This is a genomic window from Dermatophilus congolensis, from assembly GCF_900187045.1.
GTDB lineage: Bacteria > Actinomycetota > Actinomycetes > Actinomycetales > Dermatophilaceae > Dermatophilus > Dermatophilus congolensis.
Genome location: NZ_LT906453.1, coordinates 1,895,789 through 1,909,045, shown reverse-complemented (window position 1 = coordinate 1,909,045; position 13,257 = coordinate 1,895,789). Strand labels below are relative to the sequence as shown.

General features: G+C 60.5%; 12 protein-coding genes. 4 read left to right on the top strand and 8 right to left on the bottom strand.

Going from position 1 to position 13,257, the window contains the following annotated elements; translation table 11 throughout:
* Nucleotides 1–223: 223 nt before the first annotated feature.
* The 3 genes from CKV89_RS08155 to CKV89_RS08145 all read right to left on the bottom strand — a co-directional run bounded on the left by CKV89_RS08155 (nt 224) and on the right by CKV89_RS08145 (nt 1,661).
* Complete coding sequence (locus tag CKV89_RS08155; protein ID WP_051277039.1) at nt 224–865, bottom strand: recombinase family protein; 642 nt, start codon at nt 863–865, stop codon at nt 224–226.
* Nucleotides 866–1,013: 148 nt separating this feature from the next.
* Nucleotides 1,014–1,151 carry a hypothetical protein gene (locus CKV89_RS08150; RefSeq protein WP_154657545.1) on the bottom strand — a complete coding sequence of 46 codons (138 nt, stop codon included), beginning with the start codon at nt 1,149–1,151 and terminating at the stop codon, nt 1,014–1,016.
* A 126-nt stretch (nt 1,152–1,277) separates the two neighbouring features.
* Nucleotides 1,278–1,661: an MGMT family protein gene (locus CKV89_RS08145; protein ID WP_084440914.1), complete on the bottom strand. Its 384-nt coding sequence runs from the start codon at nt 1,659–1,661 to the stop codon at nt 1,278–1,280.
* Between the two features lie 126 nt (nt 1,662–1,787).
* Between CKV89_RS08145 and CKV89_RS08140 the strand changes: the two genes are divergently transcribed.
* Both CKV89_RS08140 and CKV89_RS08135 read left to right on the top strand, forming a co-directional pair.
* Complete coding sequence (locus tag CKV89_RS08140; RefSeq protein ID WP_157728096.1) at nt 1,788–2,660, top strand: ATP-binding cassette domain-containing protein; 873 nt, start codon at nt 1,788–1,790, stop codon at nt 2,658–2,660.
* Nucleotides 2,661–2,777: 117 nt separating this feature from the next.
* The gene (locus CKV89_RS08135; RefSeq protein WP_028326244.1) at nt 2,778–3,839 is read left to right on the top strand and encodes a DUF2207 domain-containing protein; all 1,062 of its coding nucleotides are present in this window, start codon (nt 2,778–2,780) and stop codon (nt 3,837–3,839) included.
* 34 nt (nt 3,840–3,873) lie between these two features.
* Here the strand turns inward: CKV89_RS08135 and CKV89_RS08130 are convergent, their stop codons facing one another.
* Nucleotides 3,874–4,485: an SRPBCC family protein gene (locus CKV89_RS08130; protein WP_028326243.1), complete on the bottom strand. Its 612-nt coding sequence runs from the start codon at nt 4,483–4,485 to the stop codon at nt 3,874–3,876.
* 125 nt (nt 4,486–4,610) lie between these two features.
* Between CKV89_RS08130 and rlmD the strand changes: the two genes are divergently transcribed.
* On the top strand, nt 4,611–5,816 hold the full coding sequence (gene rlmD, locus CKV89_RS08125) for a 23S rRNA (uracil(1939)-C(5))-methyltransferase RlmD (RefSeq protein WP_231935360.1): 1,206 nt from the start codon (nt 4,611–4,613) through the stop codon (nt 5,814–5,816).
* 54 nt (nt 5,817–5,870) lie between these two features.
* On the opposite strand, the gene sppA is transcribed toward rlmD, so the two are convergent.
* Both sppA and CKV89_RS08115 read right to left on the bottom strand, forming a co-directional pair.
* Nucleotides 5,871–7,643: a signal peptide peptidase SppA gene (sppA, locus tag CKV89_RS08120; protein WP_028326241.1), complete on the bottom strand. Its 1,773-nt coding sequence runs from the start codon at nt 7,641–7,643 to the stop codon at nt 5,871–5,873.
* 68 nt (nt 7,644–7,711) lie between these two features.
* Nucleotides 7,712–8,548: an alpha/beta fold hydrolase gene (locus tag CKV89_RS08115; protein WP_028326240.1), complete on the bottom strand. Its 837-nt coding sequence runs from the start codon at nt 8,546–8,548 to the stop codon at nt 7,712–7,714.
* An 88-nt stretch (nt 8,549–8,636) separates the two neighbouring features.
* Here CKV89_RS08115 and CKV89_RS08110 point away from each other — a divergent pair, with 88 nt between their 5' ends.
* Nucleotides 8,637–10,187 (top strand): Hsp70 family protein, encoded by a 1,551-nt coding sequence (locus CKV89_RS08110; RefSeq protein ID WP_034400348.1) that lies wholly within the window; start codon nt 8,637–8,639, stop codon nt 10,185–10,187.
* A gap of 31 nt (nt 10,188–10,218) precedes the next feature.
* On the opposite strand, the gene CKV89_RS08105 is transcribed toward CKV89_RS08110, so the two are convergent.
* Together CKV89_RS08105 and CKV89_RS08100 are read right to left on the bottom strand one after the other, a co-directional pair.
* Nucleotides 10,219–11,178 carry a cation diffusion facilitator family transporter gene (locus tag CKV89_RS08105; RefSeq protein ID WP_028326239.1) on the bottom strand — a complete coding sequence of 320 codons (960 nt, stop codon included), beginning with the start codon at nt 11,176–11,178 and terminating at the stop codon, nt 10,219–10,221.
* A gap of 69 nt (nt 11,179–11,247) precedes the next feature.
* On the bottom strand, nt 11,248–13,143 hold the full coding sequence (locus CKV89_RS08100) for an N-acetylmuramoyl-L-alanine amidase (RefSeq protein WP_028326238.1): 1,896 nt from the start codon (nt 13,141–13,143) through the stop codon (nt 11,248–11,250).
* Nucleotides 13,144–13,257 lie beyond the last annotated feature (114 nt).

Genomic DNA, 13,257 nt, shown 5'->3' with positions numbered 1-13,257 from the left:
AGACTGACTGAAGTCAATGGGTGGCGAAAATCTGGGGTCAGCTGATTTTGGTGTGCGTGGGCTACGGGAGTAATGGGTGGGGTTGTGGCTCTGGGGCAGGCAAATGCGCATCGAGGCTGCTTTTCATATAACGCCGATAATCAACATTATGTCAAAATAGGTGGAAAACGGCGCCCGAGAGGGGTTCTGCATGACTCCCCCCAATGTGCTGTTGCGACCGTTTTCACTGCGTTGTCAACGGATACAGCTTCAGAACTGCACTGACTGTCGATGCGTGCCATTTCGCGCCACCTTGTGCTGTTGGGATTCCTTCGGTGTTGAGTTGTTCAGCGATGGCGCGTAGAGATTTTTTCTCGCTGCGTTGACGGTGAATTCGAGCCACGATGTCTGGATCAACGTTTCTGCGGCGGCCTAGCGTTGCTCCAGTGGCTTTTTTGTGTGCCAAAGCTTCGCGGGTGCGCTGAGCGATGAGGTCGCGTTCATATTGGGCTGCGCAGGCCAGGATTGTGGTGGTGAAACGCCCTGCAGGGTCAGTGGTGTCAATGGCTGGGCTGAGAATGACTAGCCCCCAAGAGCCTTTATCTGCACGGGTGAGAATGTCAGCTAGGCCAGCCACAGATCGCGTGAGGCGATCGAGTCGAGTGACCATCAAGACGTCTGCTTCGCCTGCATCAAGCCTGGTCAGGGCATCATCGAGGCCAGTTCGGTGATCTTGTGTGCCGGAAACTGCCTCATCGCAGGCGATCTCAATGCTCCATCCGCGCGCCTGTGCGGCACTGGTGAGTGTGGCTCGCTGAGTATCCAAGCTGATGCCATTTATTGCTTGGTCTGCGGTGGAAACGCGGGTGTATCCGATAGCGCGCATGCTGCTCTCCCCTATGAGATAGGTGCCTCTCCCCCAGAGTGTACAACAAACGGTCCTTTTGTGTACATCAAATAGTCATCATGTACAGCAAAGGTTCTGAGCAGAGGGAACAACCCAAAAACCGCTAATACGTACAACAAAAGGTACGTCACATCTCCCCAGAATCCACCAACCGACGCAACGCCTCCGCCGCCCCAATCAAATACGCTCGCTCCGAAGAAGATGCCCCTACCTCCCCAGCATCAATCGAGCGAACAAGATCATCCAGAGCACGCGCGGTCGCCATGGGATCACGATCATCACCCTGACCCGACCGGGTCCGCTCCTGGCTCGTCATGGCGCTCAGGGTAGCGTGAGCGCCCCACCCGCCCGGGGAACACAAGACCCCAAACCCCGCGTGGCGTCAGCTTCATCACCCATCACCAGGGGAAAAACCATCACTACTCCCCCGCCTCAACCCCGGTAACTCCCCCACACTAGCCTCAATAACATCACCAAGGGCAACCAGATCCGCCCGGCACAGCCGCAACACCACACCACAGCCATCGTCACGCAACGCCATCCCCTCAGCACGCCACTGCGCCACCGCCTCCGTCAAAAGAAACCCCGGCAACCGCCCAGAAGCATTCACCACCCGCCACCACGGTACCTGCCTGCCATCACAGCCAGACATCACCCGCCCCACATGCCGCGGCGACCTACCAAACAACTCCCCCAGATCCCCATACGTCACCACCTGACCCACAGGAACCAACCGAACAACCTCATGCACCTGATCTGCGAACAACTCACTCATAACCCCAACCCACTCCCCTACCCGCAATAACCACAACACAGCAACCAAACACCGTTCACGCCTGCGCACCACGCATGAACGACAATGGTGCCTCACGGCAACCGCAGGCAACGGGAGGACAACGGCATGAACAATCGGATCCCCACCACCGAGGATCCCGCCGACCCCACACACGAACTGCGAGCCGACAACATCTGCGCCGGATACGCCCTCGGACGCGCAGGTCGAAGCAGATGGCGAGGATGGCTCGACAGCCCTTCCCGCCCCGGAGGAACACTCGTCCTAGACAACATCAGCATCACCATCCCCGCCGGCACCCGATTCGGACTACGCGCAGACCCAGGCAGCGGAAAAACCACCCTCGCCCGCGTTCTCGCCGGCTACATCGAACCCCTCTCAGGCCACGTAACCTGCAACGGCACACCCGTGACCGCACGAAAAGGGACACCCCACAGCGACATCCACCTCCTCACCTCATCCCCACGTCAGCACGCCGACCCGCAACGCACCCTGGCCCAATTCATCGCCGAACCACTCCTGACCTCAACCGCCCAATCACTACCCCCCATCGAAAACACTGCCGTCCTACGCTCAGCAACCGACGGCACCGAAACCACCGCGCACTCCCACGACGCCATCCGCTACGTATGGAGCCGCGAATCACACGCAGCCCACACAGCTGCCCTTAATCACCTCACCACCACCGACGAAGTCCGCACCGCCGCCGACTTCGTCAAACTCACCGCCACCGTATTGCACTCACGCCCTGAAGAAGTCTGCCTAGCCGACCTGCGCCGCGCCGCATTTGCGCGCCTCCTCCTGGCCCACCCCGCCTACCTCATCTGCGACGAAGCCACCACCGACGAAACCACCACCGAACTCCTGGGCGCCATCACCCAACACCTCGCCAGCAACGGCACCGGCATCCTCATCACCAGCCGCACCCACGACTTCCTGGCCACCTGCACCGACACCGTCACAGAACTGGCCGCCCTATAAAGACAATCCCACTGGCCACCCAACACCCACCACACAGTTCCCACCCAAGAACACCGTAATTTCTTACACACACAATCCGTCGGCCCAAGGCCGCACCCACCCGGCAAGGAGTCATTCGTGGGGTTCATCTTTCTCATCCTGGCCGTCGTTCTCACCGTAGCTGTGCTCTCACGCCTACTCGGCGGCAGCGACGACGCCCACGACGAAGTATTCGAAGGCGTCGCACCCGGAATCATCCCCGCCTCCGAAACCGAAGCACCCACCCGGCAAATCACCGCCGCCGACCGCAAACTACCCGTCGCCGTCCGCTTCGAAGCCCCCGAACGTATGCGCCCCGAAGAAACCGGCATCATCCGCGACCGCAACACCAGCGGCTCTGACGTTGCCGCAGCCTTCATCGCCATGACCGTCGAAGGCTATTACCGCATCGAAAACCGCGCCGGCGACACCAGCGAAACCACCGACACCGGCACACCCAGCACAACCAAACCCGCCAAAAACACCAAAGACAACTGGATCATCACCCGCACCGACAAATCCCCAGACGACCTCGAACCACTACGCCGAAACCTCTACGAATCCATTTTCGCCACCGGCGACACCGTCGCCCTCGAAGCAGCCAAAGCAAACATGCGCGGCGCAGCACTGACCCTCCAACAAGAAATCAACACCGGCGCTATCACCAAAGGCTGGTACACCGCTGGTGGCGCAAGCCGCACCGCCGTCGGATCAGCCCTAGCAGCCCAAACCGCCGGATTCCAGGAATACCTCGGCCGCGCCGAACAGAAACAACTCCAATACGAAGAAGCCGCAGGCATCTTCAGCCGCTTCCTCCCCTGGGCTGTCGGGCTCGGCGTAGCCAAAGAATGGTCCGGCCACTTCGCCGACATCGCCGCCCAAGCTGAAGCAGACGGCTACGGAGACGCCCTCATGGCAACCTGGGCCGCCGACCTAGCCTGGTGGACCGGAATGGCCATGCTCCTCAACCCCGGCATGTTCGACGGGCTAGGCGAAGCAATCGGTGAACTCAGCGAAGGCATCGAAGATTTCGCCTCTGACATGCTCAGCTTTGGCAGCGAACTCTTTGACGAAGACCCCTTCACCCGCTTCGGTGGCATCTTCGAAGACGACACAGACTCAGGAGTCTTCGGAGGGCTTTTCGACGACGACAACCTCTAAGCAGCCACAAACCACCACACCGCGACCACTCTACCTAGGGGAGGTCGCGGTTTTTTATGCGGTCACCACCATTACGAATAGCCTGCCGAAGAATGCCTCGATAGTGCGGCACCAACCCCGGAAGGTAATACGGATGCAGCCTCACCTGGCTGGAATCCCCACCCTCTATCACACACGCCAATCGATCGAGGTAGAACTCCCACAGTGGCCCCCGCTGTTCAAGAGTCTGAGCACACGTATAGGACTGCATCACCGTGATCGTGCACCCAGGAACAACAGCACGAGGATCCGAATCAAGAGTGAACGTGATGTGACGAGGGGAAACCCGATCACCTTTGGTCGCCTCCAGCGCCAGAGTGATGCTGCGACCAGGTTGAGCATCCTTAATGGTGAACGTCAGCCACGGTGAGGGATTCTCCTGCGTAAGGAGAACATCAACACGACCTGTGCTGTTATTCGTGCTGCGAGGACCAATCCACTGGGGAGCTGCCGCATCATCGGTCAAAGCCCGCCATGCCTGCTCGGCGCTCACCGCGAAAGAACGCTCACATGCCACGATAAGAAATGCCGGGTCATAACGGTGCGCATGCTGTCCAAGGCCGGGCATATGTTCGGCGACGAGGCGACTCGTTGCCTGCGAATGCATAGAGAGTCCCTTCTCTGAAAGCCCGGCACCACTGCCACATATAAGCAGTCGGGACCGAATTGCCTTCTATCCTAGGCCTTGTCGCGGCAAGTGAGATTCGCGCGCTCGCTCCGTAGAATCTCTGGGTGACCCGACCTGACCCTGCCTCGACTCTTCTGCGCCAAGCTCAGCGCGGCCTGGACCCCCTCCCCTGCGCCTACTACACCGCAGCCGAATGCCGCTCCTGCACCATGCTGGGGATGTCACACCAGGACCAGATAGCAAGCAAGCAGGCTCGCGCCCACGCACTGCTGGACGCCTATGCCGCCCCAGGTGGATGCGTCTGGGAAGACCCGGTTCACCACCGCTCTAGTGGATTCCGGAATAAAGCAAAAATGGTTGTTGGCGGCACCAGCACCGCCCCGACCCTCGGCATCCTGGACCGGGCTCGACGCCCCGTGGACCTGCGCCACTGTGCGCTGATTGACCCCCGTATTGAACAGGCTTTTGAGGCCGTGACCGCGATGATCACAGCCTGCGGCCTAGCCCCCTATGACGTTCCACAGCGTTCAGGCGAGCTGAAGAATGTGCTCATCACCGTCAACCCCGACGGTGAACTGATGGTGCGTTTCGTGGTGCGCTCCGAACAATCCGTACCTGCTCTGCGTGCAGCACTTCCAGTACTGACCGAACAGCTCCCCCACGTGCGCGTGGTCTCCGTGAATGTTCTTCCCGAACATAAAGCAGTCCTGGAAGGAGAGCAGGAATGGGTACTCACTCCCGAATCCACTCTCCCCATGCGCCTTCCAAGCCTCACGCTAGAGCTAGGGGTGAAAAGCTTCTTCCAAACCAACAGTGAGATTGCTGCTGACATGTACCAACAGGCTGTGCATTGGGCTCAAGAGGTCGGCGCTCAGCACGCGTGGGATTTGTATTGCGGAGTCGGTGGGTTCGCCTTAGCGCTTACCGCCGTTGTGGAATCAATAGTGGGTGTCGAAGTTTCTGCTGAAGCGGTCGCAGCGGCGCAACGAACAGCACAGAATGCTGGGCTGAACGGTGTCACTTTTGTGGCGGCAGATGCACGCCAGTGGGCAGGTCAGCAGGATTGTGTCCCTGATCTGGTTGTAGTGAACCCACCTCGCCGTGGGTTGGGATCAGAGTTAGCGCGTGTGCTGCAGGACTTGGATGCGCGACGAGTGCTGTATTCAAGCTGCCAGGCAGCCACGCTGGCCCAAGACCTAGCCGTCATGACTTCGTGGCGGATTGAGCGGGCCCGCATTTTCGATATGTTCCCGCAATCGGATCATTATGAAGTGATGGTGCTGTTGACCAGGGAAGATCCGAACAGCTAAACCGGCACACCTGCGGTGCTCCTCCTTAGAGGAGGAGCACCGCAGGTGAACTGGTCATCGAATCTGCGGCAAGGAAGCGCGCAATAGCCCTTCGGAGTTCAAACCAAGTAGCTCGACTGCCTGAGACAACAGGGCCTCTCCCCCGCTGCCGATGACACCGCGCAGGTCTTGGGCCAGCGCAGTCCCGAGCACAGAGGTGTTTGCTGCCACGGGGGCATCCATGTTGTCTGTGGGGAAGAACCGATCGAACGGGCCGGTCTTAGGCATGGGAGTGACATCAATCTCTGCGCGCGTGACTCCCAGGCGGAAAGCGACCCGGTCGACGGCCTCGTCCAAGCCACCGAGGTGATCGACGAGGCCGTGGGTGTGCGCATCACGTCCAGACCACACGCGACCGCGGGCAAGTTTTTCCACTTCCGCCATTGGCATGTTCCGGCCTTCGGCGACCTTGCTGAGGAAGTCTTCATAGACCAGGTCGAGGAGACGGCCCAGTTCCTGGCGGGATTCCTTGTCGAAAGCCTCGAAAGCGGACAGGAATGTAGCGTGCCGTCCACGGGCTACGGAGTCGTGGGTGATGCCGATGCGTTCCAGGCTCTTGCCGATGCTGGTTTTCCCGGCGAGTACGCCGATGGAGCCGGTGAGCGTGTGCGGGTCGGCCACGATTTCGGTGCCAGCTGAGGAGATGTAGTAGCCACCGGATGCGGCTGCTTGTCCCATGGAAATGATGACGGGGATACCTGCTTCGCGGACCTGCATCACTTCGCGGCGGATAGCGTCTGAAGCAGTGGCGGATCCTCCGCCTGAGTTGATGCGCAGCACCACGGCTTCAACTTTTTCGTTGACGGCGTGGCGCAGGGCAGCACCGAGGTCGTCGGAGCCGATGCTGTGTCCGCCGCGGGGGCTAGGGTTGGAGCGGCCTAGGTGGATGGCGCCGTGGGCAGTGATGAGGGCGACGCTGCGTTTGCCGCGTTTGCGTTGGAGGGCGTTGCGGATGGCGGAGTGGTCGTAGCGCTCAACGTAGCGGGTGGTGGTGCGTTCCCGCTGGGGGTCTTCCAGGTGTTCGTATAGCCAGCTGTAAGCCTCGTCGCGGTATCCGATGTGGTCGATGAGGCCGATTTCTTTGGCTTCTTCGGGGGTGAGGAATCCGGCGTCGAGGATGCTGCGGGCAGTGTCGAGTTCCATGCCGCGGCCAGCAGCGATTTCTTCGAAGGCTGCGTCAATGGTGCTGTCGAGGATGGCTTGGTACTGCTCGCGGTTAGCGTCGGTGAAGCCGCGTTCGGTGAGGGTGTCGGCAGCGCTCTTGTATTCCTTACGGCCGTCGAATTCGGGCTTGGCGTCGATGCGTTTGAGGGCGTCGTTCAGGAATGGGCTGGTCAGCGCGGTGCCTACTGGTGAGATGAGGCCGCTGGGTTGGAGCCAAATGTGTTCACAGGCCGATGCGATGAGCAGCTCGGTGAGCGATGAGTTGGTTTCTCCCATTGCCTCGGCCCAGGCGAGGGTTGGTTTTCCGCTTTCGCGGAAGCGGCGGATGCTGCGGGTGAGTTCGTCGGCCAGTTCCATGCCCATAGAGACACCTGCGGCGTGGACGACGAGGGCGACGACTTTGTCGTCGTGGGCTGCGTCGCGCAGACCGGAGATAATCTCCCACAGGCGGGGGGTGGTGCGTTGGGAAAGGATTTCCAGGGGGCTGGTGGGTGCGGTTTCGGTCAGGCCGCGGGCAGCGTCAATTTCAAGGATGACGTTGTCGGATGTGCCTGGGATGGGGATGCGGCGCAGGAGTGCGTCGTCAATGGGGAGCTTGTCGAGGAGCTGTCGCAGTGAGGCCATGGTTCGACGGTAAGTGACTATCGCTGTGGTGGCATCTCGTTCCGTTGGGGGCGGAATTGATGTGTTGTCTATTTTTCGGTGTTGGTGGTGTTTTCAACATCGCGGATGGCTTCGGCGACGGTGGTTGGGGCCCATCCTGCGAGGTGATGCCCGGCCCATTGGACTACTTGGACGATGACCAGGTTGCGGTGGGGGTTTTCGGTGTTGAGGGCTTGGGCTAGATCGCGTTGTTGCTTAATCCAGGTGCGGTTGTGCGGTAGGAATCTGTGCCAGACCGCCACGAGTAGGCGTACAGGGATGGCAGGCAGAGGCTGTTCATCGCGTAGGCGATGCAGTTCGACAGCTAAGTCCAGGTAGGCGGCGTCTTCGATGCAGGCTGCTCCGAAGCGACGTAGGGGGCTGTGTGGCACGGAGTAGCGGATAAGGAATCTACCCAAACGCAGGAGCATACGGCGGCGGCATGCTGGGACGGGCAGGTCGGGTTCGATACTGCCGTCGAGGATGACGACGCCAGCAACGAGGTCAGGGCGGGCGCGGGCTACGGCTTCGACGATGAATCCGGCCCAAGAGTGTCCGACGAGGGTGGCTGGTAGAGGGGCTCCGCGACGTTCGGCCATTTCCAGGGCGGTGACCACCCGGTTGATTTCGTCGTTAAGGGTGGGTGGATCGTGGCGGGGCATGTCAGATAGATGCCCAAGGCCGGGGCGGTCGTAGGTGATGACGGTGTGGTCTTTGGTGAGTTGTTTGGTGAGGTCGTTGAAGGTGTGGGCGGCTAGGCCTAGGCCGGTGGCTAGCAGGACGGTGGGGCCGTTGCCGATGACACGGAGGCTGATGGGGACGACGCGGTTTCGATTGCGGAGTGCGTTGCTGATTCTGCGCAGGGGGCGCCGTGGTGCTCCGGTCATGTGATGAACGCTACTCCCCTGTTGTTGTAGTTGATTGGTGGCAGGGCCGGGAGAGTGGGTGTGTGGCCTGCGTCGTTAAGCTCCTGGCATGACTCTTGGCATCGATTTTGGAACTACTCGAACAATTGTTGCTTACGCGGACCGAGGGAACTACCCGGTCGTCTCTTTCTTCGATGCTGATGATGAGCCGCACTGTCACTTCCCGTCAGTGGTGGCTGATACGTCGGATGGTTTGGTGTACGGGTTTGCCGCCTTGGAGGCGGCAGCCAATGGTGCACAGTTGACTCGTTCTTTTAAACGCCTTTTGGCTAGCCCTGATGTGTTTGCGGCGACGCCGGTGTGTATCGGTGACCGCGAGGTCCCACTCATTGATGTATTGACAGGTTATGCGCAGGCGTTGCGGGAAGCGCTGGCGACGAAGTCGACGATTTCTGCGGATGTCTCTGCGGGTGCTCCTGGGATGCTGGACACCGTGTTGGCTGTGCCAGCGCATGCGCATGGTCCGCAGCGATACCTGACCTTGGAGGCTTTCCGTGCTGCCGGTTTCACGGTGACGGGGATGGTCAATGAGCCTTCAGCTGCTGGTTTTGAGTTCACGCACGGGCAAAGCCGCACGTTGAACTCGCGCCGTTCTCGGGTGGTCGTGTACGACCTGGGTGGTGGGACGTTTGATGCTTCGCTGGTCAATGCTGATGGCACGGATCACCAGGTGATGGATTCGACGGGGTTGAACACCGTCGGTGGTGACGATTTTGATGCAGGCTTGGCTCGTTGCGCAATGCGTGCTGCTGGTCGTACTCGCGAAGAGCTGGGGCCCAAGCTGTACGCCCAACTGTTGGAGGACTGCCGGGACGCTAAAGAACATTTGTCTCCGCAGAGCAAACGGATTCCGCTTGAGATTGATGGCGCGGCGGTCACAGTGACGGTGGCGGATTTCTATGAAGAGGTCGCTCCACTGGTGAAGAAAACCATTCAGGCGATGGCGCCGTTGGTCGGTGGGCTTGATCATGAAGCGTTGACCGATTCAGAGGTTGCTGGCATTTATTTGGTGGGTGGCGCTAGTGGGTTGCCGCTGGTGCCCCGGCTGGTCAAAGCCCAGTTTGGTCGGCGTGTGTTCCGCTCCCCCTATCCGGCGGCTTCGACTGCTATCGGTTTGGCGATTGCTGCTGATGAAGGTGCAGGGTATTCGCTCTCGGATCGTCTTTCGCGTGGTTTTGGTGTGTTCCGTGAAGGTGATGGTGGCCGTCAGGTGTCGTTTGACCCTCTGGTGGATCGCAGTGTGTTGGTGGATCGGCACAGTGATGTGTCGGTTAGCCGCACGTATCGGGCTGCGCATAACGCTGGCTGGTTCCGGTTTGTTGAGTACGGGACGTTGGATGAGTTCGGTGGGCCGCGTGGTCAGATTGTGCCGTTCGCGGAGGTGGTTTTCCCCTTCGATGCGGCATTGCAGGCGATGGAGAACGAGTCTCCGGGGAGTACCGCTGCGGTGCCGGTTGAGCGCACGGAGGTCGGGCCGCTCATTGAGGAGCGGTACACCATTGATCGTCACGGCATTGTGTCGGTGACGTTGAGTGATCAGGACACGGGTTTCTCGCGTACGTATGAGCTCAAGGGTGAGAAGACTGCTTCGCAGGTGTAACACCTAGGCGCCCTGGCCGGCGTGTGGCCGGTCAGGGCGTCGGCTCTGTGGGGATGGCTACTTCGTGTTCGTAGTCGTCGTATGAGCGGGGATCTTCGCTGGGTTCGATGTGGATGGAGATGCTCACTTCACCGAACTCAGCGCGGATTGCTTTTTCGATTTCTTCGGCGAGGTCGTGTGAGCGTTTTACGGTCCAGGTGCCCGGAACGAGCAGGTGCATGGAGGTGAAGCGCTGCTGTCCGCTCTCGCGGGTGCGTAGGGCGTGGGCGGCGGTGGGTTCGGGGGTGAGGCCAGCAACGATTTCGGCCAGGCGGGTGTTTTCTTCTTTGGGCCAGGAAACGTCCATGAGGCCGTCGATGGACTCTTTGATGAGTTTCCAGCCGGTGATGATGATGTTGATGCCAACGGCGAGGGCCACGATGGGGTCGAGGATTTCCCAGCCGGTGATAAGCACCAGGGCTACGCCGACAACGACTCCGATGGAGGTCCAAACATCGGTCATGAGATGGCGGCCGTCAGCGGTGAGAGTCAACGATCGGTGAGTTTTACCGGCGCGGATAAGCACGAGAGCTACGGCGCCGTTGAGTACCCCTGCCACCAGGGAGATAGCTAGTGCGGGGCCAACGTTGTCTAGGGGTTTGGGGTCAAGTAGGCGCTGGATAGCGGTGAAGCAGATAGCTGTGGCGGCAACGAAGATCATGATGCCTTCGACAGCTGCGGAGAAGTATTCAGCTTTGGAGTGGCCGTAATGGTGGTTAGCGTCGGCGGGCATCGCAGCGGCGCGCAAGCTGATGAGTGCGATGATCGCGGCGACGAGGTTGACTGATGATTCGAGGGCGTCGGAGAGCAGACCGACTGAGCCGGTCATCCACCAGGCCACGATTTTCAGGGCCATTGTGCCCAGCGCGGCGGCGATGGATAGCCATGCGAATTTAGTGAGGTCCACGGCTGTTCCTGGGTGTGGGGCAGGGCCGGACGCCGAGCTGTTCATGAAAAACATGTTCGGCTCGTGCGTTCGGCCCTGCAAGGAAGGTGAGGCGTACCGGAGTTCGTGTCGCGGTTAGCCGCTGTAGACGGTCAGCCCAATGAAGTTGGGGGTGGTGATGTTGATACTGGTTCCTCTGGCACCGTTTTTCTTGACGAGGAACCCGATGCCATCTTGGTCTACTCCGACGAAGGCTGCTTTGCCAACCAGCGGGGTCAAGGAGCGCATGGCCCCGTAGTAGCCGCTTAGCGGGATGGCTCCGCTGTTGAACTTTCCTTTGCCGGTGCCGGTGTACAGGAAGGCACGGCCGTCGTTACGGACGCCGATGACGTCTGTTTTTCCGTCGCCGCTCCAGTCGCCCATGTTCATGATTTGTTTGAACGTGTGCCAGCCTGACCCGATTGGGCGGGCGCGGTGGAAGGTGCCGTTGCCTTTACCTGGGTAGAGGTAGAGCCTTCCGCTGCGGTTGGTGGCGAGCATGTCGGGGATTCGGTCACCGTTGAAGTCGGCTCCGGCGGTTAGTGAGCGCATCGCGCCCCAGCCGTGCCCGACCTGGCGGCCATTGGCCAAGGTGCCGTCGCTCTTGCCAGGGAACAGGTACATCCGGCCTTTGTGGTCCACGCCGAGGACGTCGCCGCGGCTGTCGCGGTTGAGGTCCCCAGCGGTCAGGACGCTGCTGTAGGAGGCGAAGTTGCCGCTGTGGATCTTGCGGGCGAAGGCCAAGTCATTGCCGGTGTAGGCCGAGGCGAACAGGGCGTTTGAGGTGCCGCGCATGATGACGTCAGCGGCTCCCACGGACTGGTTGCCTGGGGTTGATACCGGTGGCTCGGGAGCTGGTGCCGGCGCTGGAGCTGGTGCCGGAGGGCGGGAGACGCCTCCGGGGACTCCGTTGCTGCCGCCTCCATTGCGGACCATGCGGGCAATGTCGCGGCGCATTTGTGGCAGCCGTGCGTAGAAGTAGTCTCCGGGGCATTCGGTAGAGCCGACATCACGGTGCCCAACGATTGCTGGGTAGGTGCGCCCGTAGATGTTCTGGGTTCCTTGCGGGTTGAAACCATGGATGGATGCTTTCCAGGCGATTACCCGATCCACTGCGTTAACGGCTGCGTTCGAGATAGGTGTGCGGCTGTAGCTACCCATCACGGAGATGCCGGTGGTGACGCTATTGGTGCCGTAGGCGTGCGCGCCGATGACAGCGCTGCTGGTGCCGCCCGCTCGGCCTTCCCAGATGCGTCCCCATTTGTCGACGAGGAAGTTGTAGCCGATGTCGCTCCAGCCGCGGTCTTTGACGTGGAAGGCGTAGATGCCGCGGAGGATCCCGGGTACCTGGGATTGGGTGTAGTTGTTGGTTCCTTCAGTGTGGTGGATCACTGCACCGCGGACGACGCCGTAGCTGGGCGAGTTGCGGCGTAGGGATTCATCGGCACCCCAGGCTGCGCGGGAGTTGATCCAGGGGCGGTTCACTGCCGCTGCGGCGCTACCGGGAGCCACTGTTCCTACGGTGGAGTCGGCAGGCGATTCGTTGGGGTCGATGAGGCTGAGTTTGGCATCGACGGTGTCTTGCCCGGCAGGGCCGAGGGTGCGCACTTGGGCGTGGGTGGCTTCGGTGACCACGATGGGGTCACTTCCGGCGCGGGTGGAGGTGGCGTTGGGGTCGGCTTTTTCTTCACCGGATTCGGCTTCGACTGCTTTCCATTCGCCCCATCCTGCTGTAGTGCGCAGGCGGTACTGGACGACAACGTCGGTGCCGGTTCCGGCTTTCCACGTCACACCCATGATTGTCAGTGGGGCGGGAACTTTCTGTTCCGGGGAGATTTCCAGCACGTTGGGGTTTTTCTTTGCTGCGGGAGACAGCTCGGCCGTTGCAGCTTGCTCTTGGGCCAGTTTCTTATCGCGGGTGGTCAACGTTTTTCCATCACCGGCGGTGGCCTCTGGGGCTTGAAGAGCGACTTCAGTTTTCTCTGTAGACACAGGAATTGGGTCAGCCGAAGCATCAAAAATGCCAGGCGATACCACTGTTACCATGGGGGCCAATAAAGCTATAGCGGTTGCGACAGATAGGTGCCGGATTCGCACGATGGATTC